Here is a 25,254-nt window from a genome sequence, read left to right as displayed (position 1 = left end):
CCCTGCAATACTTAATTCAGTATCATGTGATACGCGAGCTCCGGGAGCATATTTTGAACAGGTTACCTTCCAGCGCATCGGCTCTGGCCTGCAGCGCACACGCACTGAATCTCATCGAGAAGCGAACGCTTGATCATGAGGAAATGAAAGCACTAAACCGAGAGGTGATTGATTACTTCAAAGAACATGTCAATCCTGGGTTCTTAGAGTATAGAAAATCTGTAACTGCCGGCGGGGATTACGGAGCCGTAGAGTGGCAAGCGGGAAGCCTGAATACGCTTGTCGACACCCAGGGACAGGAGTTTGTCGATTGCCTGGGAGGTTTTGGAATTTTCAACGTGGGGCACCGTAATCCAGTAGTGGTCTCCGCCGTACAGAATCAACTCGCGAAACAACCTCTGCACAGCCAGGAATTACTTGACCCATTGCGGGCCATGCTGGCAAAAACGCTTGCTGCACTGGCACCCGGAAAGCTGAAATACAGTTTCTTCAGTAACAGCGGAACCGAGTCGGTTGAAGCGGCGCTAAAACTGGCGAAAGCGTATCAATCGCCGCGCGGTAAATTTACATTTATTGCCACCAGCGGAGCCTTCCACGGTAAATCGCTGGGGTCGCTATCCGCCACCGCTAAATCAACCTTCCGCAAACCGTTTATGCCGCTGCTGCCGGGCTTCCGCCATGTTCCTTTTGGCGATATTGATGCCATGCGCACCGTCCTGAGCGAATGCAAAAAGACCGGCGACGATGTTGCCGCTGTGATTCTGGAGCCGATCCAGGGGGAAGGAGGCGTGATCCTACCTCCGCAAGGGTATTTAACCGCGGTACGTAAACTTTGCGATGAGTTTGGCGCGCTGATGATCCTCGACGAAGTGCAAACCGGCATGGGGCGCACTGGCAAGATGTTCGCCTGCGAACATGAAAACGTGCAGCCTGACATTCTGTGTCTGGCCAAGGCGCTTGGGGGTGGCGTGATGCCAATTGGCGCGACCATTGCCACCGAAGAAGTGTTCTCCGTTCTGTTCGACAATCCTTTCCTGCATACCACCACGTTCGGTGGCAACCCGCTCTCATGCGCGGCGGCGCTGGCGACCATTAACGTCCTGCTGGAGCAAAATTTACCCGCTCAGGCAGAGCAGAAAGGCGATATGTTGTTGGATGGCTTCCGTCATCTGGCGCGTGAATATCCGGATCTGGTACACGACGTTCGCGGTAAAGGCATGCTGATGGCGATTGAGTTTGTCGATAATGAGATTGGCTACAGCTTTGCCAGTGAAATGTTCCGTCAGCGAGTGCTGGTCGCCGGAACACTGAATAACGCGAAGACGATCCGTATCGAACCGCCGTTAACGTTAACGATCGAGCAATGCGAACTGGTATTGCGATCAACCCGCAAAGCCCTGGCCGCATTACGGGTGAGCGTGGAGCAGGTATAACCACTGCCGGATGTATCTTATCCGGTCTACTAAAGGACCTCCTTTGTAGGCCGGTTAAGGACCGGAAGGCTGGTCACCGTTGTTTAACGGTGCGGCCACACAATCCCATGCGGATGCGGTAATTAGCGTGATGCTCGATCCTAAAGAGTTCAACACATATGTCCCACCTGGCACCGCTGCACTGACCCATCCGACCTTCGGCGCGGACGCGTCTGGGTGGATCAGTTCTGGTTCGGGCTTAAAGGGATGGTGCATTATGGCTATCGCGATGAAGCATTAAAACTGGCCGATACTTTCTTCCAGCATGCCAAAGGGCTGACGGCAGAAGGCCCAATTCAGGAAAACGACAACCCGTTGACCGGCGCGCAGCAGGGCGCACCTAACTTCTGCTGGAGCGCCGCGCATCTCTACATGCTGTATAACAATTTTCTTAAACAGCAGTAACGTCGATTGGCTCTCCTGAAAAGGAGAGCCTCTTTTTTGAATCTCATCACAATCACGGCATTCCCCTTTTCCCTTTTACGCGGCGACGGCTAAATTAGTAACTCATCCGACCACATAACAATAATTTTACATACTGGACACCTTTATGAGCTATCCGTCGCTGTTCGCCCCGCTCGATTTGGGATTCACCACGCTTAAAAACCGCGTGCTGATGGGTTCAATGCATACCGGTCTGGAAGAGTATCCCGATGGTGCAGAACGGCTGGCTGCGTTCTATGCTGAACGCGCTCGTCACGGCGTAGCCCTGATTGTGACCGGAGGAATTGCGCCCGCGTTATCGGGCGTGGGTATGGAAGGCGGCGCGATGCTGAACGACACCAGCCAGCTGGCGCACCACCGTATCATTACCGATGCGGTTCACGATGAAGGCGGGAAAATTGCCCTGCAAATCCTGCACACTGGTCGCTACAGCTATCAACCGCATCTGGTTGCGCCTTCAGCCATCCAGGCCCCTATTAACCGCTTTATGCCGCATGAACTGACGCACGATGAAGTGCTGCAACTGATTGAAGATTTCGCCCATTGTGCACAGCTGGCGCGGGAGGCAGGCTACGATGGCGTCGAAGTGATGGGCTCGGAAGGTTATCTGATCAACGAATTCCTGACCCTGCGCACCAACCAGCGCGATGATGAATGGGGCGGTGACTATGCCAACCGCATGCGTTTTGCCGTGGAAGTCGTGCGGGCGGTGCGCCAGCGTGCCGGCAGTGACTTTATTATTATCTTCCGCCTGTCGATGCTCGACCTGGTGGAGCAAGGCGGAACCTTTGACGAAACCGTCCAGTTAGCTCAGGCTATAGAAGCCGCAGGCGCCACAATGATTAACACCGGCATTGGCTGGCATGAAGCGCGTATTCCCACTATCGCCACACCGGTACCCCGGGGTGCGTTTAGCTGGGTAACGCGCAAGCTGAAAGGGCACGTGACGATCCCACTGGTCACCACTAACCGCATCAACGATCCGACCGTTGCGGATGACATTCTGGCACGCGGCGATGCCGATATGGTATCGATGGCCCGGCCATTCCTTGCCGATGCTGAGCTGCTGTCAAAAGCACAAACCGGGCGAGCGGATGAGATCAATACCTGTATCGGCTGTAACCAGGCCTGCCTGGATCAGATCTTCGTCGGCAAAGTCACCTCTTGCCTGGTGAATCCGCGCGCCTGTCATGAAACCAAAATGCCGATCGTTGCGGCCACTCAGCCGAAAAATCTGGCGGTGGTCGGCGCGGGCCCTGCGGGTCTCGCTTTTGCTATTAACGCCGCCGCGCGTGGACATCATGTAACGCTGTTTGACGCGCATGGCGAGATAGGCGGGCAGTTTAATATCGCCAAACAGATCCCCGGCAAAGAAGAATTCTATGAAACCCTGCGTTACTACCGCCGGATGATCGACGTAACGGGTGTCACGCTGAAACTCAATCAGTTTGTTAGCGCCCACGAACTGCAAGCCTTTGATGAAGTGATCCTCGCCAGCGGGATCGAACCGCGCATGCCGCCGATCGAGGGGATCGATCACCCTAAAGTACTAAGTTACCTCGACGTCCTGCGCGATAAAACGCCGGTAGGGAAACGCGTGGCGATCGTTGGCTGCGGAGGGATCGGTTTTGATACCGCCATGTATCTGAGCCAGCCCGGCGATCCCACCAGCCAGAATATTGCCGAATTCTGCGTGGAATGGGGAATCGACACCAGCCTGCAACAGCCCGGCGGTTTACGTCCGGAAGGACCACATCTACTCCGCAGCCCACGCCAGATAGTGATGTTGCAGCGTAAAGCCAGTAAACCCGGGCAAGGTTTAGGTAAAACAACGGGATGGATCCACCGCGCTACCCTGCTTTCACGCGGCGTAAAAATGATCCCGGCAGTCAGTTATCAGAAAATTGATGATGATGGCTTACACGTTGTGCTGAACGGCGAACCGGTGATCTTTAACGTGGATCACGTGGTGATTTGCGCCGGACAAGAGCCACGCCGTGAACTGGTCGATCCGCTGCACGCGGCAGGTAAAACGGTGCATCTGATCGGGGGGTGTGACGTGGCGATGGAGCTGGATGCCCGACGCGCTATTGCGCAGGGGACCCGCTTAGCGCTGGAGATTTAACACGTTGTATCCCGTAGGTCGGATAAGGCAACTGCTCACATCTTTGCCTGATGGCGCTACGCTTATCAGGCCTACGAGGCAGCTCGTGTAGGCCGGATAAGGCGTTAGCCGCCATCCGGCACACGCGATTAGCGGCGGCGACCCGTTTTGATCGCTTTCAGCACCACAAACTTATTGTTGGTGGCGATGGTCACGCAGTTGCCAAAAATCTTCTTCAGCTTGTGGAAGTAATCGAGGTGGCGGTTGGCCACGATGTACAATTCACCATTGATTTTCAGGCAGCGACGCGCGTGGTGGAACATCTCCCAGGCGATGTTATCGGTCAGCGCATGTTTCTGATGGAACGGCGGGTTACACAACACGGCGTCAAAGCGGAAAGGCTCCACGCCAGACAACGCGTTGTTGATCATAAACTCGCAGCGATCCAACGCTTCCGGCATGTTGCTTTCGACGTTCAGACGGCTTGATGCCACCGCCATCGGTGATTCATCCACAAACACCACGCTGGCTTGCGGGTTCTTCTCCAGCAAAGTCAGGCCAATCACACCGTTGCCACAACCGAGATCGACAATCTCCCCTTCCAGATTTTCCGGCAGATGCTCAATAAAAAAGCGCGCGCCGATATCCAGCCCGGTACGGGAGAAGACGTTGGCGTGGTTATGGATAGTCCAGTCGGTACCTTCCAGTTTCCAGCTCAGCGTCTGCAAGGCATCAGCCAGTTCTGGATTACTGAAAGTGCAGTTAATCAGACGGGCTTTTTTCCACGCCAGCGTGGTGGTGGTTGGACCTAGCACCTTTTCAAACAACTCCAGCGTCGAGGTATGCACATCGCGCGCCTTCGCCCCGGCGATGATGCGCGTTTGTGGCGTTACCACTTCGCGCAGAGCACGCAGTTGCTGCTCCAGCAGCGCCATGGTTTTTGGCAGCTTAATCAGCACCACGCCCGGCGCCTGCGGATATTCAGCGGTGCTGTCGAGGAATTTGACGCTCGACTCGGCAATATCGTTGTGACGCAGGTTCTCACGTGTGGCAAGCTCGCTGAGATAGGAGTCGCCAATGCTGTACGGCGTATGTTCCGCCAGCGCACAGCCCAGCGCACCGAAGGTATCATTCAGGAGAAGCACCGGGCCGCTAATCTCGGTATCGTCCAGCTGTTGCAGCAGATATTCATCTGCAGCTTCCCACGCCAGCAGCGGGTTAACGTCATCCGTTTCCGGGAAACGTTTAAGTGACAGCGAACGGAAACCGTTGTCTATGTGGCTCATCGGCCCTCCTGAATGGTAAAATTTCGGCGTATCCCTGAAAAGGGTGCGTGAGTATACACTTTTTATACTTTATATGGGGCACTAATGAGTCAGTTGACCTATCTGCAAGGCTACCCGGAAAATTTACTTTCCCAGGTTCGTACGCTGATTGCTGAACAGCGTCTGGGGGCGGTGCTGGAAAAACGTTATCCCGGTACGCATGACTTCGCGACCGACAAAGCGCTCTGGCAATATACCCAGGATCTGAAAAATCAGTTTCTGCGTAACGCCCCGCCGCTGAATAAAGTCATGTATGACAGTAAGATACACGTGCTGAAAAATGCGCTGGGACTGCATACCGCCGTCTCTCGCGTGCAGGGTGGCAAGCTCAAAGCCAAAGCGGAGATCCGCGTCGCTACCGTGTTCCGTTCTGCGCCTGAACCTTTTTTACGCATGATCGTCGTACATGAACTGGCGCATCTGAAAGAAAAAGAGCACGACAAAGCGTTTTATCAGTTGTGCTGCCATATGGAACCGCAATACCACCAGTTGGAGTTTGATACCCGCCTGTGGCTCACGCAACAATCGTTAAAGCAAACTGCGCCGTAGCGCACTGGCTTTGTCTTCAGGGCATGCTAAATTGACGCAAGGATCCCTTTTCGCAGCCTGAAGGCCTTTATGATACGTTTCGCAGTAATTGGCACAAACTGGATCACCCGCCAGTTTGTCGATGCCGCCCATGAAACCGGCAAGTATAAGTTAACCGCAGTGTATTCCCGTAGCCTTGAACAGGCACAGACCTTCGCCAACGATTACCCCGTCGAGCATCTGTTTACTTCGCTGGAAGCGATGGCGCAAAGCGAGGCGATCGACGCCGTCTACATCGCCAGTCCAAACTCCCTGCACTTCCCGCAGACCGAGCTGTTTTTGCGGCACAAAAAGCATGTTATTTGCGAAAAGCCACTGGCCTCCAACCTGGCGCAAGCCGAAGCCGCTATCGCCTGCGCGCGCGAAAATCAGGTGGTGCTGTTTGAAGCGTTTAAGACCGCCAGCCTGCCTAATTTCCTGCTATTACAGCAATCACTCCCCAAAATTGGGCGAGTCAGGAAAGCGCTGATCAATTACTGCCAGTATTCTTCACGTTATCAGCGTTATCTGGACGGTGAAAATCCCAATACGTTTAATCCGGCGTTTTCTAACGGTTCAATTATGGATATCGGCTTTTACTGTCTGGCCGCTGCGGTTGCGCTCTGGGGTGAACCACTGAGCGTTCAGGCAAGTGCCAGCCTGCTGGAAAGCGGCGTCGATGCCCACGGCGTGGTGGTACTGAATTACGGCGATTTTAGCGTCACGTTGCAGCACTCGAAAGTCAGTGATTCCGTACTGGCCAGCGAAATTCAGGGCGAATCAGGGTCACTGGTTATCGAGAAGATTTCCGAGTGTCAGAAAGTGTGCTTTATTCCGCGCGGTGGCAAAACGCAGGATCTTACGGTGCCTCAGCACATCAATACTATGCTTTATGAGGCAGAGGCTTTTGCTCATCTGGTTGAATCCGGCGAAGTGGATCATCCGGCACTGGCCGTCAGTCGTATTACCGCCAAACTGCAAACGGAGATTCGCCGCCAGACCGGCGTTATTTTCCCCGCAGATGATGCACAGATACCGCTGACCGCGTAAAAGTATGTAAAATGAATGTTGCAGGCCATTGACTGAAGGCATGGCCTGTAATATTTTGTAACCCGCAAAGGGGAGTAACTTCGTTGTCGGTTGATCGTCATTACGATGTGTGAAAAACCACATCCGGTCACCGGGCGATAACAAAGGAATACGACAGCGTATTCCTTTGTTGTTGTAAGTGAGACCTTGCCGAATGGCAAGGTCTATGCATAAAAAGCAGCGGCTAACGTCATTCGGCGTTGGCCGTTTTTTTATGCATGGGGAAATAAAATGAATACTGTCGGCACACCGTTGTTATGGGGTGGCTTCGCTGTTGTGGTGGTCATTATGCTGGCCATCGACCTGCTGCTACAGGGTCGTCGTGGCGCACATACGATGTCGATGAAACAGGCCGCGGCCTGGTCAATCATCTGGGTAACGTTGTCGTTGCTGTTTAACGCGGCATTCTGGTGGTACCTGGCTGAGACTCAGGGCCGTGCCGTTGCCGACCCGCAGGCGCTGGCGTTCCTTACCGGCTATTTAATTGAAAAATCGCTGGCGGTAGATAACGTCTTTGTCTGGCTGATGCTGTTCAGCTACTTCTCCGTACCGCCTGCATTGCAGCGTCGGGTACTGGTGTATGGCGTGCTGGGAGCGATTGTTCTGCGTACGATCATGATCTTCGCTGGCACCTGGCTTATCACCCAGTTTGAGTGGCTGCTGTACGTGTTCGGCGCGTTCCTGCTGTTTACCGGCGTGAAAATGGCGCTGGCAAAAGAGGATGAATCAGGCATTGGCGACAAACCGCTGGTACGCTGGCTGCGTAGCCATTTACGTATGACCGATACTATCGAAAACGAGCACTTCTTCGTGCGTAAGAACGGCCTGCTGTTTGTCACGCCGCTGATGCTGGTGTTGATTCTGGTTGAGCTAAGCGACGTGATTTTCGCCGTCGACAGTATTCCGGCAATCTTTGCCGTCACCACCGACCCGTTCATCGTACTGACCTCGAACCTGTTCGCTATTTTGGGTCTGCGTGCGATGTACTTCCTGTTGGCAGGTGTGGCAGAGCGTTTCTCCATGCTGAAATATGGTTTGTCGATCATCCTGGTGTTTATCGGTATCAAGATGCTGATCGTCGATTTCTACCATATCCCGATCGCTATCTCGTTAGGTGTGGTCTTCGGTATTCTGTTTGTGACGCTGGTTGTGAACGCGTGGGTCAACCACCAGCACGATAAAAAGCAGCAAATACAGTAACTTTTACTTAGCGAGTTGATAAAGCCCGACCGCACATTGCGTGCGTCGGGCTTTTTGCTGGATATGTCAAAACAATGTTAATCTAAAGTCAGAAAATATGATCTGAGCACGGAAATCAGGATTTTTATCTCCCCGAAACGGCATCTTTCCTTGCTGTGGGGCTACGCGCAACTGCTGGCCGTACTGGTTGGCTGTATGCTGCTGGTGGTCAACCCGCTGCTGGTATTCTGGAAAATTCGCCGTAACCCGTATCCGCTGGTGCTGGCCTGTCTGCGCGAAAGCGGCGTGTACGCTTTCTTTACCCGCAGCTCTGCCGCCAACATTCCGGTGAATATGGCGCTGTGTGAGAAGCTGAATCTGGACCATGATACCTACTCGGTATCTATCCCGCTGGACGCCACCATCAATATGGCGGGCGCGGCGATCACCATTACCGTACTGACACTGGCGGCCGTGAATACGCTGGGCATTCCGGTCGATTTACCGACGGCGCAGTTACTGAGCGTGGTGGCGTCGCGGGGGGCTCTCTGCTGTTAATTCCGCTGGCGTGCAATATGTTTGGTATCCCGAATGACATCGCCATGCAAGTGGTGGCCGTTGGCTTTATCATCGGCGTATTGCAGGATTCCTGTGAAACGGCGCTGAACTCTTCTACTGACGTGCTGTTTACCGCGGCGGCCTGCCAGGCTGAAGATGAACGTCTGGCAAATAACGCCTTGCGCGGCTAATCGTTTCTCCCCTCCGTCAGCGGGCGGAGGGGTTCTCTTGCTGTACGCTTTTTTCAATTTTGAACGGATCAATTCCGCGTTTTTGCATGCGCCTGAAGCGGATAATGTTCAGGCCGTTCATCACCAAAAAGCTGCCTTCGATCATCGTCCCGCCAATCGATCCTAACCAGAAATTATGAACAACCCAGCAGGCGGTTGCGCACCACATTACGCAGCGCACGGTTAACCCCTGGCAGCGAAACAGTGCCCAGGTGCTGGCCAGCGTGCCGATTATCGGCAACAGCTCCATCGCATGCTGCAATTTTGCCAGCCCAAGAACCAGCGTGAGGACAATAAAAACGGTCATGACCCACAGCTTGCGGGTATGCATTGAGACGAGTGTGCGGATGGTGTTGAGCTCAGCGCTCATTCCCGCGGGCCAGGCGCCCATCAGAAAAAAATGCACGCCGATAGTGGCGCTGTAAACGGCGAGTTGCAGCCGAAACCGGCGCTCATCACGATTGAAAAAGGTGGTAATGCCGATCAGAAAGGCGATGACACCTACGCCCTGGGCCAGCCAATACGCGGTCATGCAAGCAACCCCAACTCCATTTTGTAGGCCGGATAAGGCGTGTTCGCCGCCATCCGGCAACGGTTTGTGCCTGATGGCGCTACGCTTATCAGGCCTACGATTTGCGCAGACCTGCAGGCTCCATCAGGCATTTATTACAGCGTCACTCCCGACTTAAACAGCGCCAGTTCGCGGAAATCGTTGCGTTCGTTGCAGGTCTGCTTGCCGTTGGCAAACTCAACGATGGTATCGACAAACTCGTTCAGCAGTTGCGGCATCGCTTTACCGTGGATTAGCTGCCCGGCATCAAAATCGATCCAATGCTTTTTCTTCGCGGCCAGCTCGCTGTTGGTCGCGATTTTCACCGTCGGTACAAAACCGCCGTACGGTGTACCGCGTCCGGTACTGAACAACACCATATGACAGCCGGCCCCCGCCAGCGCACTGGTCGCTACGGCATCATTACCCGGAGCACTTAACAGATTCAGACCAGGCGTTTTCAGGCGTTCGCCGTAGCGCAGTACATCAACAACTTTGCTGGAACCCGCTTTCTGTGTACATCCCAGCGATTTATCTTCCAGCGTGGTGATGCCACCCGCTTTGTTCCCCGGCGATGGATTCTCGTAGATCGGCTGGTCGTGGGCAATAAAGTACTGCTTAAAGTCATTGACCATGGTAACCAATTTGCCAAAGGTTTCTTCATCGCGGCAGTGATCCATCAGCAGCTGCTCGGCGCCGAACATTTCCGGCACTTCGGTCAGCACGGTAGTTCCGCCGTTCGCAATCACGTAGTCAGAGAAACGCCCCAGCATCGGATTAGCGGTGATCCCAGACAAGCCGTCAGATCCGCCGCATTCCAGACCAAACTTCAGCTCACCCAGCTTACCCGGCTCACGCTTATCGTTACGCATCACGTTGTACAACTGATGGAGATGTTCGATCCCCGCTTCCACTTCATCTTCCTGGTGCTGGCAGACCATAAAGTGAACGCGATCAGGATCATACTCCCCTAACGTTTCGCGGAAGGCATCAACCTGGTTGTTTTCACAACCGAGGCCAACCACCAGCACCGCCCCCGCATTCGGGTGACGCACCATGTTTTGCAGCATGGTGCGGGTGTTAATGTGGTCGTCACCCAATTGCGAGCAGCCATAGGTGTGACTGAAGAGATGCACGCCGTCGATACCTTCAGCGTCGTGGGTCTCTTTCAAAAAGCGGTTCTGCATCTGACGCGCCATGGCATTCACGCAGCCGACGGTCGGCAGGATCCACAGTTCGTTACGCACCCCAACGTCACCGTTCGCGCGGCGATAAATCTGCACATCGCGATCGGCAGGCTGCGCGACTTCCGCCTGGAAATCAGGTTGGTAGCGATACGTGTCCAGGTCGCTCAGATTCGTGCGCGTGTTGTGAGCATGAATGTGCTCACCCGCAGCGACATCAACCAGCGTATGACCGATTGGCAAACCGTATTTAATGACGTTTTCACCTTTCGCGATACCGCGTAAAGCGAATTTATGGCCACGAGTCACCGCCTGGCGCAGAGTGACCACCTGCCCGTCAACGGTGACGTCGGTTCCTTCTGCCAAATCAGCAAGCGCAACTGCGACGTTATCCAGCGCATGGATCTTGATGTATTGCATACCTTCACCCGGGCCTTAGTTCAGTTCAATGGCGAAGTAATCACGCGCATTGTTGAAGCAAATATTTCTCACCATTTCACCCAGCAGCTGGATGTCGGCAGGCGCTTCACCTGCGGCAACCCAGCGACCAATCATCTGACACAGGATGCGACGGAAGTATTCATGGCGGGTGTAGGACAGGAAGCTACGGCTATCAGTCAGCATGCCGACGAAACGGCTCAGCAGCCCGAGCTGCGCCAGCTGCGTCATCTGACGTTCCATCCCGTCTTTCTGATCGTTGAACCACCAGCCGGAACCGAACTGCATTTTGCCCGGCATACCTTCGCCCTGGAAGTTACCGATCATAGTCCCCAGCACTTCGTTATCGCGCGGGTTCAGGCAGTACAGGATGGTTTTCGGCAGCAGGTTTTGTTCATTCTGCTTGCTCAACAGTTTGGACAGCTCTTCCGCCATCGGACGGTCGTTGATGGAGTCAAAGCCGACGTCCGCACCCAGCAGCTTGAACTGACGCAGGTTGTTATTACGCAGCGCGCCGATGTGGTACTGCTGTACCCATTCGCGACGCGCGTATTCTGCGCCGAGGAACACCAGCACGGCAGTTTTGAACTGGGCGACTTCGTGCTCGCTCAGGGTTTCACCGGCCAGGCGACGGGCCAGGATGTTATCCAGTTCAGCTTCGTTAGACTCGGCAAACAACACCACATCCAGCGCATGGTCAGAGACTTTACAACCGTGCGCAGCAAAGTGATCCAGACGCTTGGTCAGCGCGGTTTGCAGGTCGGTAAAGCGGCGGATCTCGGTGTCAGAAACTTCACCCAGCTTCGCCATGTAATCGTTAAAGGTCGCCAGTTCAATGTTGAAAGCTTTATCCGGACGCCAGCTTGGCAGCACTTTGATAGCAAAGGTGCTGTCTTTCGCGACCGCAGCGTGATGCTCCAGAGAATCGATCGGGTCATCGGTGGTACCGACCATTTTCACATTCATCTGCTGCATGATTCCACGTGCGGAAAACCGATCCTGCGCCAGCAATTCGTTGCACTGATTCCAGATTTCATCGGCAGTTGCAGGTGACAACAGCTTACCTGTAATACCAAATGGGCGACGCAGTTCAAGATGCGTCCAGTGGTAGAGCGGGTTACCGATGGTGTGTGGGACCGTCGCGGCCCATGCTTCAAACTTCTCGCGATCGGACGCATCACCGGTACACAAGCGTTCAGCGACGCCGTTAGTACGCATGGCGCGCCATTTGTAGTGATCGCCTTTCAGCCAGATGTCATACAGGTTGTTAAAACGGTAGTTATCCGCGATTTGTTGCGGCGGCAAATGGCAGTGGTAGTCGAAGATTGGCTGGTCTTTGGCGTAATCATGATACAGACGGCGGGCAAATTCGGTGTCCAGCAGGAAATCTTCAGTCATAAACGGGGTCATTATCGTCTTCCTCTCAGCGAGTGCGTCAGATTGCTTATGTTTTGATGTTGTCAAAGTTATCACACCAATTTCCATACACCGAAGATATTTTCGTGAGTTAGATCAACAAATGATAACAAAAAAATTACTCTCAAAGAGGTAAAACTCACGGCAAGCCGCGCCAGCACTGGCTTTGCTGAATCGAATTAATGACCACACGAAGATTCACACTTTTGTGATGGCACTCACCTTTTAAAGCTGTATGACAAGTTATCTTTTTGCCGTCGCGATACATAGGCCGACGGAATGCAAATTACCGATGGTCCACCATCGGATTGACCGGTATGGAAACCGAATTAGCACAATCATTGACATGGCAAAGTTCGGGGCAGTGCCGGTTTTTTTCGGTCACGCCCTTCGTAAAAGAACATCCTCCGCCCTGGACTGGACGATGACCGCTCGTTAGCGGACATAACAAAACGATGAGGTTTTACATGCGTAAAATTAAAGGGTTACGTTGGTACATGATCGCACTGGTGACGCTTGGCACCGTGCTGGGTTACCTGACACGTAACACTGTGGCGGCAGCTGCGCCAACTCTGATGGAAGAGTTACACATCTCCACTCAACAGTATTCCTATATCATCGCAGCGTATTCTGCTGCTTACACCGTAATGCAACCCGTTGCTGGCTACGTGCTCGATGTGCTCGGCACCAAAGTAGGCTACGCGATGTTCGCCGTTCTGTGGGCCGTCTTCTGTGGTGCCACGGCGCTGGCTGGTAGCTGGGGTGGACTGGCACTGGCACGAGGCGCAGTCGGTGCCGCAGAAGCCGCGATGATCCCTGCGGGTCTGAAAGCCAGTTCAGAATGGTTCCCGGCAAAAGAGCGTTCTATTGCCGTAGGTTACTTTAACGTCGGCTCTTCTATTGGCGCGATGATCGCTCCGCCGCTGGTCGTGTGGGCTATCGTCATGCACAGCTGGCAGATGGCGTTTATTATTTCTGGTGCCCTGAGCTTCATCTGGGCGATGTCCTGGCTTGTCTTCTATAAACACCCGCGCGACCAGAAAAAACTGTCTGACGAAGAGCGTGATTACATCCTTAACGGTCAGGAATCGCAGCATAAAAACAGCACAGCGAAGAAAATGTCGCTTGGCCAGATCCTGCGTAACCGCCAGTTCTGGGGTATCGCACTGCCACGTTTTCTGGCAGAACCAGCCTGGGGGACATTCAACGCCTGGATCCCGCTGTTCATGTTTAAAGTCTACGGCTTTAACCTGAAAGAGATTGCGATGTTCGCGTGGATGCCAATGCTGTTTGCTGACATGGGCTGTATCATCGGGGGTTACTTACCGCCGCTGTTCCAGCGCTGGTTCGGCGTAAACCTGATCGTGTCCCGTAAAATGGTCGTCACCATGGGTGCACTGCTGATGATTGGCCCAGGGATGATTGGTCTGTTCACCAGCCCGTATATTGCTATTGCCCTGCTGTGCGTCGGTGGTTTTGCTCACCAGGCACTGTCTGGCGCGCTGATTACGCTCTCTTCTGACGTATTTGGCCGCAATGAGGTCGCGACCGCTAACGGCCTGACGGGGATGTCAGCCTGGCTGGCGAGTACTCTGTTTGCCCTGGTCGTTGGCGCCCTGGCTGATACCATCGGTTTCAGCCCGCTGTTCGCCGTACTGGCAATATTCGACCTGCTCGGTGCGTTAGTCATCTGGACGGTACTGCAGAACAAATCGGCCAGCGAGATTGATTCAGGTCCGCAAACCGGCTCTCCCGCCACGCAAAATTAACCTGACGCTAGTCGTCATGGGTATATAATGCAGAGCCGCCAGTTAACTGGCGGCTTTTTTGTCGGTGCGAGTAGAGCCGCCATCGCAAAAGTGGTATAACAAATATAGTCTGCTGTATCATGCCTGGAGTGCATATGGAAATCACTGAACCACGACGTTTGTACCAACAACTTGCTGCCGATCTAAAAGAACGCATCGAGCAAGGCGTCTATCTGGTGGGCGATAAACTTCCCGCCGAGCGCTTTATTGCCGATGAAAAGAATGTCAGCCGTACCGTGGTTCGTGAAGCGATTATCATGCTCGAGGTTGAAGGCTACGTTGAGGTGCGTAAAGGATCAGGTATCCACGTCATCTCTAACCAACCCAAACATTATGTTGCTCCCGACGAAGGTCTGGAATTCGCCAGCTACGGTCCTTTTGAATTGCTGCAAGCGCGTCAGCTCATTGAGAGCAACATCGCCGAGTTTGCCGCCACCCAGGTGACCAAGCAGGACATCATGAAACTGATGGAAATCCAGGAGAAGTCGCGCAACGAAAAAAGCTTTCGTGACTCCGAATGGGACCTGCAGTTCCATGTTCAGGTCGCGCTAGCGACGCAAAACTCAGCTCTGGCCGCCATTGTTGAAAAAATGTGGACTCAGCGCGTTCACAACCCCTACTGGAAGAAATTGCACGATCACATTGATCTGCGCACGGTAGACAACTGGTGTGATGACCATGACCAGATCCTGCGAGCATTAATTCGCAAAGATCCACATGCAGCCAAACTGGCGATGTGGCAGCACCTTGAGAACACGAAACAGATGCTGTTTAACGAAACCAGCGATGATTTCGAGTTCAACGCGGATCGTTACCTTTTCACGGAAAATCCGGTCGTTCATCTGGATACTGCTGCAAACAGCACAAAATAAACGTTCAGACTTTCACAGGCGCGATAACAGCGCCTGTTTCTGACACACGGTAAGCATTAGGTATAAAGTGTCAGCCTGTGTAAATCCTCTCGCCTCACTCCCTTGCGATCAGCAAAATCAGAGTTCAACCACCGTAATTTCTATAACGGACAACGTTGACCTTTGTTACAATTAGATGCTATTTGAATTTTTGTGTTTGAGAGCTTGCTTACTTCACAACTTTACAGGGAATAGTTCAGGCCGTGAATTTGTGTCAGACCGCGATCCATGTAAAAAACACCAATAAAATTGCGGCGTTACAAACTCCAGAAAACCGGCATGACGACAACCGATTCTCCAGGAATATTGAATGGAACTACTGACTCAATTATTGAATGCTTTATGGGCTCAGGATTTTGAAACTCTGGCCAATCCTTCCATGATTGGTATGCTGTATTTTGTACTGTTTACAATTTTGTTCCTGGAAAATGGGTTGCTACCCGCGGCCTTTTTACCTGGTGACAGTTTACTGGTACTGGTCGGCGTTCTTATTGCCAAAGGCGCAATGGGTTTTCCGCAAACCGTACTGCTGCTCACCACCGCAGCCAGCCTCGGTTGTTGGCTCAGCTATATTCAGGGCCGATGGTTGGGTAATACCCGCACCGTGCAAAACTGGCTTTCACATCTTCCTGCTCATTATCACCAACGCGCGCATCATCTTTTCCACAAGCATGGCTTATCCGCACTGTTGGTCGGTCGCTTTATTGCGTTCGTCAGAACATTACTACCGACCATTGCCGGACTGTCAGGGCTGAATAATGCGCGTTTTCAGTTCTTCAACTGGATGAGCGGGCTATTGTGGGTACTGATTCTGACCACGCTGGGCTATCTACTGGGCAAAACACCTGTTTTTCTCAAGTATGAAGATCAGCTCATGTCCTGCCTGATGCTGCTTCCTGTCGTATTACTGGTGGTTGGCCTGGCCGGTTCACTGGTTGTACTCTGGAAAAAGAAATACGGGAACCGAGGGTAAATTATGCTGAAATCACGCATAACGCTCCGACGACTGGCCTGGACCACCTCCTTTATGCTGTTTTTGAGCGCGTTAATCCTGACCTGGTCGGTCATTCGCCAGCAGGAATCGACGCTTGCCATTCGCGCCATAAACCAGGGAGCCAGCATGCCTGATGGCTTCTCTATCTGGCATCACCTGGACGCCAACGGCATTCGTTTTAAAAGTATTACTCCGCAAAATGACGCGCTGCTGATCACCTTTGATTCCAGCGCGCAGAGCGCAGCCGCAAAGGTCGTGCTGGACCGAACGTTACCGCACGGCTTCGTTATTGCTCAACAGGATGATGACAATCAGGCAGTGCAGTGGTTATCTCGTTTACGGGATACACCGCACCGCTTTGGTTAATCTCCAGGAATCTGAATTAGATCACTCACTTTGGTGATTTCACCGTTTAGTGCCTATGATTAATAAACTGAAGTTATGACCTACAGCTTTATTATTCTGGAGCATCGACCACAACACATCGGGTCGCATCACAATGGAAGGTTCAAGAATGAAATACCGCATCGCTTTGGCAATGAGTCTTTTCGCTCTCAGTGCCGGTAGCTACGCTAACTCCCTCTGTCAGGAAAAAGAACAAGACATTCAGCGGGAAATTAGTTATGCCGAAAAACACAACAATCAGAGCCGCATCAATGGGTTAAACAAAGCACTTAGTGAAGTTCGGGCAAACTGTACTGACAGCAAACTGCGCGCGAATCACCAGAAAAAAATCGCGGAGCAGAAAAATGAGATAGCCGAACGTCAGCGTGATTTAGCCGAAGCGAAGCAAAAAGGCGATGCGGATAAAGTCGCAAAACGCGAACGTAAGCTTGCAGAGGCTCAGAAAGAGCTGAAGGAACTTGAGACCCGCGATTACTAAGTACGGTAACTACCCACTCACCTGGAGAAAACTATGTCAAAAGATAACGCTACGGAAAATCTGCGCGCTGAGCTGAAATCCCTTGCGGATACGCTCGAAGAAGTACTGAGCTCCTCTGGCGATAAGTCGAAGGAAGAGATGAGTAAAATTCGCAGCAAAGCCGAACATGCGCTGCGCGAGAGCCGCCATCGTCTGAGCGAGACCAGCGATGTGATTGCTAAGCAAACCCGTGAAGCGGCCGCCAAAGCCGATAACTATGTGCGCGAAAACCCATGGACAGGCGTTGGTATTGGCGCTGCGGTCGGTGTGGTGCTTGGTGTACTGCTGTCGCGCCGCTAACAATGGCTGACTCTCAACACGCACAAGGTCCAGGCAAAAGCATCCTGGGGACTGGACAACGGGTTCTCACGATTCTCGTTGAGATCGTAGAGACCCGATTACGGCTGGCCGTCGTTGAGCTGGAAGAGGAAAAAGCCAATCTCATCCAGATCCTGCTGATGCTTGGGCTGACCATGCTGTTCGCGGCGTTTGGCCTGATGAGCCTGATGGTGCTTATCATCTGGGCCATCGACCCTCAATATCGCCTGAACGCCATGATTGCCACAACCGTTGTGCTGTTGCTTTTGGCGCTCGTTGGCGGGATATGGACATTACGTAAAGCCCGTAAATCGACGCTGTTACGCCATACACGCCACGAACTCGCTAACGACAGGCAGGCCCTGGAGGATGATTTCTAATGAGCAGTAAAGTCGAGCGCCAAAAACGTAAGGCACAACTGCTTGGACAGATCCAGCAGCAACGGCTGGATCTGTCTGCCACTCGTCGCGACTGGCTGGAGGCCACCGAAGTCTACGATCGTGGTTGGAAGACGCTGTTGAACCTGCGCGGCTGGGTGCTGGTCGGCAGCAGTATTATGGCGGTTCGCACCATCCGTAATCCGAACCTACTGGTACGCTGGGCCAAACGTGGCTTTAGCGCCTGGAGCATCTGGCGTCTGGTAAAATCGACCATCAGACAACAGCAGCTGCGCGGCTGATCCCCTCTCCTTCCACCTAACCTCAAATTTTTTGAAAATTTCTGACAGTTTTCCTTGCTAACAATTGTCATTCTGTACGTCTATGATTCTCTCCATCGACAGCAACGACGCGTTCTGCAGCGTTGATGCACAAAAAACAAAACAATCCGCCTGAGTGGTTTCCTGGAGAGTATGATGAAAAAATTAGAAGATGTTGGTGTACTGGTAGCGCGCATTCTGATGCCAATCCTGTTTATTACTGCAGGTTGGGGAAAGATCACCGGATATGCGGGTACCCAACAGTACATGGAAGCCATGGGCGTCCCTGGTTTTATGTTGCCGCTGGTTATTCTGCTTGAGTTCGGCGGCGGTCTGGCAATCCTGTTTGGTTTCCTGACCCGTACTACCGCGCTGTTCACCGCAGGCTTCACGCTGCTGACAGCGTTCCTCTTCCACAGCAACTTTGCGGAAGGGATGAACTCTCTGATGTTCATGAAAAACCTGACCATCGCAGGCGGTTTCCTGCTGCTGGCTATCACCGGCCCGGGCGCATTCAGTATTGACCGTGTACTGAATAAAAAGTGGTAAGCGAGCTATACTAAACGCATTAAAAAGCGAGGAGATATCTCCTCGTTTTTGCTATCTGAGGAGGCGAAAATTATGGGACAACTCATTGACGGCGTCTGGCATGACACCTGGTACGACACCAAATCAACCGGGGGGAAATTTCAACGCTCGGCATCGGCATTCCGTAACTGGCTCACCGCGGATGGCGCACCGGGTCCTACGGGTGAAGGTGGCTTCGCCGCCGAAAAAGACCGCTATCATCTCTACGTTTCTCTGGCTTGTCCGTGGGCGCATCGCACGCTGATTTTGCGTAAACTCAAAGGGCTGGAACCGTTTATTTCCGTTTCCGTAGTGAATCCGCTGATGCTGGAAAACGGCTGGACGTTTGATAACAACTTCCCGGCAGCCACCGGTGATACGCTTTATCAGCACGAGTTTCTCTATCAACTGTATTTACACGCCGATCCGCACTACAGCGGCCGGGTGACCGTTCCGGTGCTGTGGGATAAAAAAAATCACACCATCGTCAGCAACGAATCGGCTGAAATCATCCGCATGTTTAACACCGCGTTTGATGCGCTGGGCGCAAAAGCCGGGGATTACTATCCACCTGTTCTGCAAAGTAAAATCGACGAACTGAACGGCTGGATTTATGACAACGTCAATAACGGCGTATATAAAGCCGGATTTGCTACCAGCCAGGAAGCTTACGACGACGCCGTAGAAAAAGTCTTTCAATCGTTGGCGCGGCTGGAGCAGATCCTGGGTCAACATCGCTACCTGACCGGTGACCAGCTAACCGAGGCCGATATTCGCCTGTGGACCACGTTGGTACGTTTTGATCCTGTGTATGTCACCCACTTCAAATGCGACAAACACCGCATCAGTGACTACCTGAATTTGTACGGTTTTCTGCGCGATATCTACCAGATGCCAGGCATTGCGGAGACCGTCAATTTCGATCACATCCGCAATCACTACTTCCGTAGCCACAAAACGATCAACCCGACCGGTATTATTTCAATCGGCCCGTGGCAGGACCTCAGCGAACCTCATGGACGTGACAGCCGTTTTGCCTGATTTACACAGGCCTCCGTTTGGGGCCAAATAATTAATACTACAAACATTTACCAGCATTATATTCGCAGCTATTCTTATTTTGATTGCTTTAAAAACAAGTAATTGAATGCAGAACGAGGCAAAAATGGATTGGTATTTAAACGTATTAAAGAACTACTTTGGGTTTGGTGGCCGCGCGCGTCGTAAAGAATACTGGATGTTTGTGCTGGTCAACATCATCTTCACGTTCGTGCTGGGCATTCTGGACAGAATGCTTGGCTGGGAACGCGCCGGAGGAGAAGGCATATTAACGACGATTTATGGGGTTCTGGTCTTTATTCCATGGTGGGCGGTACAGTTCCGGCGTTTACATGACACCGACCGTTCAGCCTGGTGGCTACTGGTGTTGCTGATCCCGATCGTCGGCTGGTTGGTCATCATTATTTTCAACTGTCAAAACGGCACGACGGGGAGCAACCGCTTCGGCGCTGACCCCAAACAGTTATCCTGAATTTAAATACGCCCCTTCCGTTGAAGGGGCGTATTTCTTATTTACCCGCAAACAGCTTGGGGATTTCCCGCAGACACCAGGATTTCGCCTCACCCATGCTGTCCCGACGCCAGGCCATAATAATATCAATTTCGCTTGTCGATTCCGGGCTTACTACCCGCAGCCGACCAGCGGCAATATCCTCTTCCACCAGTGGATACGGCATCGTCGCCACGCCCAGGCCAGCCAACAGCGCCTGGCGTTTATCTTCAATCGTACTCACCGTCAGACGCGGCTGTTTATCCAGCAGTTGAACCGTGAGTACCGGGCGTTCACGGGCGGTGTCCGCCACTGCGATCCCGCGGTATTTCACGCGGGTGACTTCCGATAACGGTTCCGGCTCCTGATGAATGGGATGATCCGGAGCCGCCACATAGACGTTCATCAGTGAGTACAGCTTACGCGAGTTGATTTCTGAGGATGAGCGAAAATGCATATCCGGCGCAATCACGATATCCGCCCGCCCCTGCTCAAGACGCTCCCACGCCCCGGCCAGAACTTCGGTAATGACGGAAAGCTGGGTATTGGCCTTCCCGGCAAGTCGGTCGATCAGTGGGAAAAACGCCGCCGTCGGTACCAGCGCTTCGGTAACGATGGTCAGATGCGTTTCCCAACCGCGAGCCAGCGCTTCGGCATCGGTGGTCAGTTTATCCGCAGCTTCCAGCAGTACACGTCCACGTTCAAGCAGCATACGCCCGACGTTGGTAAATTTTGTGCGGTGACCTGAGCGGTCAAACAGCACTACGTCCAGCTCTTCTTCCAGTTTCTGCATGGTATAGCTGAGCGCGGAAGGTACGCGTCCCAGTTCATCTGCCGCAGCGGCAAAGCTGCCGCGCCTGTCTATTGCGTCCATGACGCGTAACGCTTCAAGCGTTAAAGCCCGTTCTTTGGCCATCTCGTTCTCATTCAGGAAATTTGAACATACCGGGCAGAATATCTGGCTAACAATGCAGCGTCTAGCCATTTAACATAAAAGGAAGTAAAGAGAGGTCAAGAACTATGATTACTACCCGTACAGCCAAACAATGCGGGCAAGCAGACTACGGCTGGCTGCAGGCCCGTTATACCTTCTCCTTTGGACACTATTTTGATCCTAAACTGCTGGGTTATGCCTCGCTGCGTGTTCTGAACCAGGAAGTTCTGGCACCGGGGGCCTCTTTCCAGCCACGTACCTATCCAAAGGTTGATATCGTCAATCTGATCCTCGAAGGGGAAGCAGAGTATCGCGACAGCGAAGGTAACCATATTCAGGCCAAAGCCGGAGAGGTGTTACTGCTCGCTACGCAACCAGGGATCAGCTACAGCGAGCACAATATCAGCAAAGATAAGCCCCTGACCAGAATGCAGCTCTGGCTGGACGCCTGCCCGCAGCGCGAAAACGCCTGCGTACAGAAAGCGACGCTGAGCGCAGGTAAGCATCAGCTGCTGGCCTCACCGGACGGTGAACAAGGCAGCCTGCATCTGCGCCAACAGGTATGGGTGCACCACGTTGAACTGCAGCAAGGTGAATCGCTGAGTTTTCAGTTACATGGGCCACGCGCTTATTTACAGTCGATTCACGGCAGATTCCATGCGGTGACGGCTGGCGCCGAAAAAGAAGCGCTCACCTGCGGCGATGGGGCATTTATTCGTGACGAAACTAACATAACGTTAGTCGCCGATACCCCGCTGCGCGCTTTGCTGATAGATTTGCCCGTATAGTCAGAGAAAACAACGGAGTACGACTGTTGAGTAAGAAGTTATCAAAAAAACGCCAGCCGCAGGCTGTGCCGGAAAAACGGGAGACAGTTCCCTTCGGCTATGAAGAAATGCTGACAGAGCTGGAAGCGATTGTGGCCGATGCTGAGCTACGACTGGAAGATGAAGAAGCCGCCTGAAAAGGCGGCTTTGACTTATGCCGGGTGACGGCTGCGCCTTACCCGGCCTACAAGACAGAGTATGTTGTAGGCCTGATAAGCACAGCGCCATCAGGCACCGGGTTTACCATCGTTCCTGCTTAATGTGCCTTACTGGCCATGATCTCAATGATCTGCTTGTCGGTTTCCTGCATCGAACGACACGCCAGCGCACACAGGTTAGCGATAGATTGCTCCACGTTGTGCGCCACAATCCCCTCATTGCCGGTTACAGCGGTATCGTCCAGCGCCATCAGCACCGCTTTCCAGGCTGCTGACGCACTGGTAGAGACTTTCATTGCGCAACTGTTCGAGGCGCCATCGCAAATCATTCCGCTCACGTCGCCAATCATGCTGCTGATCGCCATCGCGATAGTGTTATAACGACCATCCACGATCCATGCCATCCCCGCCGCCGCGCCCATTGCTGCCGTGGTTGCCGCGCACAGCGCAGACAAACGCGGAAGCTGATGATGGATGTAAATAGCACTCAGGTGAGACAGCATTAGCGCACGGGCCAGTTTCTCTTCATCAGCCCCAAAGTGCTCAGCCACCACCATCACCGGGACGGTGGCGGTAATCCCCTGATTGCCGGAGCCGGAGTTGCTCATGGCTGGCAACGTCGCCCCGCCCATTCGCGCATCCGATGCCGCGCTGGTACGAATAAGAATGGCGGTTGAGAGATCGTTAGCCAGCAGACCACGTGCGCACTGCTTCTCCAGCGTAGTTCCGATGTGCAAGCCCCAGTTGCCGCGCAGTCCTTCCTGAGACAGCGCACCGTTCAGTTTGGCCGCATCGAGAATAAAACGGATTGACTCAAACGGCACAGCATTCACAAATGCCACAATCTCTTCCAGCGAGGTGTGGGATAGCACTGCCAGCGGGGATTCCTGCTCATCAGCCTGAACCTGCTCAGGCTTAGTAAACACCACGCCGTTATTGGTCTCGATGTGCACAATGTTGGTATGACCGCCGACAATCGTCACGCACGCCCATCCTTTAGCGCCGTACACCTTCGCACGAGAGAAGAGAATATCCTCGCAAGGCTCCTGCAGCATTACCGCCACCTTCCCGGCGGTCAGCATCGCTTTGGCATCCGCAATCGCTTGTGGTGACGCATCTTTCAGTACCTCTAAACCGGCACGGGCATTTCCCCCCAGCGCACCCAGCGCCGCCGCGACAGGCAACCCGACCATTCCGGTACCCGGCACGGTAACGCCCATGCCGTTTTTCATCAGGTTCGGTGAGACCCACGCATCAATACGTTCTACCGCGCCGTCCAGCTCGGAGGATGCGACCGCTGCCGCCAGAGCCAGAGAGATAGGTTCCGTACAACCCAGCGCAGGCTTAACTTCTTCCTGCACCGCGCGGATAAAACTATCCCATAATGGATTCAATGTAGTCTCAAACATAACAACAACCCTTGCTCAGATAACTCAGGAAAATGCCAGGAACGGAGAAACGCACAACAACAGGCCGGTGACGATAATCAGGTACAGAGAGGCGCCTTTGTATTTGTGCAGTGCAGGAACTTTGTAGACCAGCCAGGCCGGGATCAAGCAGCCCACCATGCCGAAGATTGGGCTACAAATAGAGGTGAAGCTCAGTACCGGCGCATTGAGCACAATTGCACTCCAGGCCAGTAAGATAGCGAAGACCATAATGCCGCGTTGAACCAGAGTTTCGTTGATTTTCTCGGCTGGCATTTTGCGGCGCAGCACGTTCATTACGATCCCCTGAGTGGCTTCACGAAAGCCTAAGTAAACACCGAAGAAGGCGGTCATCACGGCGAAAATGTTCAGAATAACGCTGACGATTTTCACCCAACCTGCACCATCACCACTGATAAACTGCGCGGCGATCGCCAGAGCGGAAATGTTCTGCTCATAGGCTTTAACCGCTTCGTCATGCCCCATCGCCAGCGTGAAGGAAACGGCGTAGAAAAAGACGGTGACAAACAGAATACCGAACGCGATGTTCATAGCACGCAGAGCTTTATGGCGTGCCACCTCAATCGATTTCTCACGAGAGCGGTACGAAATAACCATCGGGCTTAGCGTCTGAATAAACAGAATTGAAGTCAGGGTAAACGGCAGCGTGATAATTGCGTTTTTGATCAGCAGCGCCATCGGCGGCAGTGAGCCCGCGTTATACAAATGCCACATTCCCACCATCGATACACCAAGCGCTGCCACCACCAGCAGCTTGGTCAGTACCATGCCGGTGGAGATCTTAAACAGCAGTTTTTCCCCGCGTGACGAGATAGCCACCAGGATGCAAATCAGCACCAGGCCGTAGAACGGGCTGTCGGATAGTAAGCCTTCAGTAACGCCAAATGTGTGCAGATAAGAGGCGCTGTCGTTGGTGATGGCGGTGGAATAGACGAACATCCAGATAACCAGCATCACAAAATATAATGCGCCTAACAGGATGCCCCAGTTTTTACCCAAATAGCCGCTGATTACGCTTGGGTAATCTTTACATTCCGGGGATTCCGCCAGCGTGTTGATAAACAGGCGCTGGAATAAATACATCGCAGGATAGCCGATAATGGAGGAGAGCAAGAAAACCCACAGCCCCATCAGACCCACCTGGACGGGAAGGAAAACAATCCCCGCACCAATCGCCATCCCAATACTCATAATGACCCAGCCGGTGTCCGTGCTGTCGAACTTAATAGCTTCCCGCCATTCGCTTTCGGTCATTCCCGCCCGACGCGCAGGCGCTGATGCGTCGAGTATTACGCTACTATTCGTTGCCGTTTCCATAATTTCCCGCTTAATGTGTAGGTAGAGGTTTTTTTTATTTTATCGCACTGCTTCAAGGCGATACGCAGTACATGAGATGCAGGCAAGCTATTAGAATGGAGAAATCATACGCGCAGGGTTAGAGAAAAACTTCACAAACAAACCCCTGTAATTGCTGATAGTTAAGAAATATTTTCTCTTAAACCTTGATAAGATGTTATTCCTTTCTATTTTTGAAGCAGATCACAACAAAAAAGGCGTACTAAAGT

At 53.0% G+C, this 25,254-nt stretch carries 25 protein-coding genes and 2 pseudogenes; 20 read left to right on the top strand and 7 right to left on the bottom strand.

The annotated features are described in order from the left end of the window. The first annotated feature begins 53 nt into the window (after positions 1–53). From ygjG to I6L54_RS04415, 3 genes and pseudogenes are all read left to right on the top strand, one after another. Complete coding sequence (gene ygjG / locus I6L54_RS04425) at positions 54–1,433, top strand: putrescine aminotransferase (protein WP_167335587.1); 1,380 nt, start codon at positions 54–56, stop codon at positions 1,431–1,433. 58 nt (positions 1,434–1,491) lie between these two features. Then, positions 1,492–1,877, top strand: a pseudogene (locus I6L54_RS04420) (MGH1-like glycoside hydrolase domain-containing protein); the annotation flags it as partial. A gap of 145 nt (positions 1,878–2,022) precedes the next feature. Continuing rightward, the gene (locus I6L54_RS04415; RefSeq protein WP_040230547.1) at positions 2,023–4,041 is read left to right on the top strand and encodes an NADPH-dependent 2,4-dienoyl-CoA reductase; all 2,019 of its coding nucleotides are present in this window, start codon (positions 2,023–2,025) and stop codon (positions 4,039–4,041) included. Positions 4,042–4,169: 128 nt separating this feature from the next. On the opposite strand, the gene rlmG is transcribed toward I6L54_RS04415, so the two are convergent. Further along, positions 4,170–5,306: a 23S rRNA (guanine(1835)-N(2))-methyltransferase RlmG gene (rlmG, locus tag I6L54_RS04410; RefSeq protein WP_040230546.1), complete on the bottom strand. Its 1,137-nt coding sequence runs from the start codon at positions 5,304–5,306 to the stop codon at positions 4,170–4,172. 84 nt (positions 5,307–5,390) lie between these two features. On the opposite strand from rlmG, the gene I6L54_RS04405 reads away from it, so the two are divergent. The 4 genes and pseudogenes from I6L54_RS04405 to sstT all read left to right on the top strand — a co-directional run. Further along, entirely contained in the window at positions 5,391–5,894 is a 504-nt protein-coding gene (locus tag I6L54_RS04405) for a M48 metallopeptidase family protein (RefSeq protein ID WP_040230545.1), read from the top strand. Positions 5,895–5,963: 69 nt separating this feature from the next. Beyond that, on the top strand, positions 5,964–6,962 hold the full coding sequence (locus tag I6L54_RS04400) for a Gfo/Idh/MocA family protein (protein ID WP_040230544.1): 999 nt from the start codon (positions 5,964–5,966) through the stop codon (positions 6,960–6,962). Between the two features lie 270 nt (positions 6,963–7,232). Next, entirely contained in the window at positions 7,233–8,201 is a 969-nt protein-coding gene (locus tag I6L54_RS04395) for a TerC family protein (RefSeq protein WP_040230542.1), read from the top strand. 147 nt (positions 8,202–8,348) lie between these two features. Beyond that, positions 8,349–8,929, top strand: a pseudogene (sstT, locus tag I6L54_RS04390) (serine/threonine transporter SstT); the annotation flags it as partial. A 16-nt stretch (positions 8,930–8,945) separates the two neighbouring features. On the opposite strand, the gene I6L54_RS04385 reads toward sstT, so the two are convergent. From I6L54_RS04385 to uxaC, 3 genes are all read right to left on the bottom strand, one after another. Continuing rightward, positions 8,946–9,500, bottom strand: a complete 555-nt coding sequence (locus tag I6L54_RS04385) for a YgjV family protein (protein ID WP_005131445.1) — start codon at positions 9,498–9,500, stop codon at positions 8,946–8,948. 134 nt (positions 9,501–9,634) lie between these two features. Next, positions 9,635–11,122: a UxaA family hydrolase gene (locus I6L54_RS04380; RefSeq protein ID WP_005131449.1), complete on the bottom strand. Its 1,488-nt coding sequence runs from the start codon at positions 11,120–11,122 to the stop codon at positions 9,635–9,637. Positions 11,123–11,137: 15 nt separating this feature from the next. Next, positions 11,138–12,550 carry a glucuronate isomerase gene (gene uxaC, locus I6L54_RS04375; protein ID WP_040230541.1) on the bottom strand — a complete coding sequence of 471 codons (1,413 nt, stop codon included), beginning with the start codon at positions 12,548–12,550 and terminating at the stop codon, positions 11,138–11,140. Between the two features lie 473 nt (positions 12,551–13,023). Here uxaC and exuT point away from each other — a divergent pair, with 473 nt between their 5' ends. The 11 genes from exuT (at position 13,024) to I6L54_RS04320 (ending at position 20,304) form a co-directional block, all read left to right on the top strand. Continuing rightward, entirely contained in the window at positions 13,024–14,325 is a 1,302-nt protein-coding gene (gene exuT, locus I6L54_RS04370) for a hexuronate transporter ExuT (RefSeq protein WP_005131457.1), read from the top strand. A 134-nt stretch (positions 14,326–14,459) separates the two neighbouring features. Next, positions 14,460–15,236, top strand: a complete 777-nt coding sequence (exuR, locus tag I6L54_RS04365) for a transcriptional regulator ExuR (RefSeq protein WP_005131459.1) — start codon at positions 14,460–14,462, stop codon at positions 15,234–15,236. 349 nt (positions 15,237–15,585) lie between these two features. Then, entirely contained in the window at positions 15,586–16,248 is a 663-nt protein-coding gene (gene yqjA, locus I6L54_RS04360) for a DedA family general envelope maintenance protein YqjA (protein ID WP_005131462.1), read from the top strand. 3 nt (positions 16,249–16,251) lie between these two features. Beyond that, a complete protein-coding gene (mzrA, locus tag I6L54_RS04355) occupies positions 16,252–16,635 on the top strand; it encodes an EnvZ/OmpR regulon moderator MzrA (RefSeq protein WP_005131464.1) in 384 nt (127 codons plus the stop codon). Positions 16,636–16,783: 148 nt separating this feature from the next. Further along, positions 16,784–17,152, top strand: a complete 369-nt coding sequence (locus I6L54_RS04350; protein ID WP_040230539.1) for a DUF1090 domain-containing protein — start codon at positions 16,784–16,786, stop codon at positions 17,150–17,152. Positions 17,153–17,185: 33 nt separating this feature from the next. After that, a complete protein-coding gene (locus tag I6L54_RS04345; RefSeq protein WP_003024832.1) occupies positions 17,186–17,491 on the top strand; it encodes an ElaB/YgaM/YqjD family protein in 306 nt (101 codons plus the stop codon). Positions 17,492–17,493: 2 nt separating this feature from the next. After that, positions 17,494–17,889 carry a phage holin family protein gene (locus tag I6L54_RS04340; protein WP_005131468.1) on the top strand — a complete coding sequence of 132 codons (396 nt, stop codon included), beginning with the start codon at positions 17,494–17,496 and terminating at the stop codon, positions 17,887–17,889. Then, a complete protein-coding gene (locus I6L54_RS04335) occupies positions 17,889–18,188 on the top strand; it encodes a YqjK-like family protein (RefSeq protein ID WP_005131470.1) in 300 nt (99 codons plus the stop codon). The genes I6L54_RS04340 and I6L54_RS04335 overlap by 1 nt, the downstream gene beginning before the upstream one ends. 174 nt (positions 18,189–18,362) lie before the next feature. Next, complete coding sequence (locus I6L54_RS04330) at positions 18,363–18,755, top strand: DoxX family protein (RefSeq protein ID WP_005131473.1); 393 nt, start codon at positions 18,363–18,365, stop codon at positions 18,753–18,755. Between the two features lie 72 nt (positions 18,756–18,827). Then, positions 18,828–19,814 carry a glutathionyl-hydroquinone reductase YqjG gene (gene yqjG / locus I6L54_RS04325; protein ID WP_005131479.1) on the top strand — a complete coding sequence of 329 codons (987 nt, stop codon included), beginning with the start codon at positions 18,828–18,830 and terminating at the stop codon, positions 19,812–19,814. Between the two features lie 124 nt (positions 19,815–19,938). Next, positions 19,939–20,304: a DUF805 domain-containing protein gene (locus tag I6L54_RS04320; RefSeq protein WP_005131480.1), complete on the top strand. Its 366-nt coding sequence runs from the start codon at positions 19,939–19,941 to the stop codon at positions 20,302–20,304. A gap of 37 nt (positions 20,305–20,341) precedes the next feature. Here the strand turns inward: I6L54_RS04320 and yhaJ are convergent, their stop codons facing one another. Next, a complete protein-coding gene (gene yhaJ / locus I6L54_RS04315) occupies positions 20,342–21,238 on the bottom strand; it encodes a DNA-binding transcriptional regulator YhaJ (RefSeq protein WP_003024855.1) in 897 nt (298 codons plus the stop codon). A 104-nt stretch (positions 21,239–21,342) separates the two neighbouring features. On the opposite strand from yhaJ, the gene I6L54_RS04310 reads away from it, so the two are divergent. Both I6L54_RS04310 and I6L54_RS04305 read left to right on the top strand, forming a co-directional pair. Continuing rightward, positions 21,343–22,044 carry a pirin family protein gene (locus I6L54_RS04310; RefSeq protein ID WP_005131482.1) on the top strand — a complete coding sequence of 234 codons (702 nt, stop codon included), beginning with the start codon at positions 21,343–21,345 and terminating at the stop codon, positions 22,042–22,044. A gap of 26 nt (positions 22,045–22,070) precedes the next feature. Further along, the gene (locus I6L54_RS04305; protein ID WP_005131483.1) at positions 22,071–22,220 is read left to right on the top strand and encodes a protein YhaL; all 150 of its coding nucleotides are present in this window, start codon (positions 22,071–22,073) and stop codon (positions 22,218–22,220) included. A 119-nt stretch (positions 22,221–22,339) separates the two neighbouring features. Here I6L54_RS04305 and I6L54_RS04300 read toward each other — a convergent pair whose 3' ends face one another. Further along, positions 22,340–23,650, bottom strand: a complete 1,311-nt coding sequence (locus I6L54_RS04300; protein WP_040230538.1) for an L-cysteine desulfidase family protein — start codon at positions 23,648–23,650, stop codon at positions 22,340–22,342. 24 nt (positions 23,651–23,674) lie between these two features. Next, positions 23,675–25,006, bottom strand: a complete 1,332-nt coding sequence (locus I6L54_RS04295; RefSeq protein WP_040230536.1) for an SLC5/6 family protein — start codon at positions 25,004–25,006, stop codon at positions 23,675–23,677. Between the last annotated feature and the right edge of the window lie 248 nt (positions 25,007–25,254).

It is taken from the genome of Citrobacter pasteurii, assembly GCF_019047765.1.
Taxonomy (GTDB): Bacteria; Pseudomonadota; Gammaproteobacteria; order Enterobacterales; family Enterobacteriaceae; genus Citrobacter; species Citrobacter pasteurii.
Note: the sequence above shows the minus strand (reverse complement) of the source record. Positions and strands in the feature narration are given on the sequence as shown.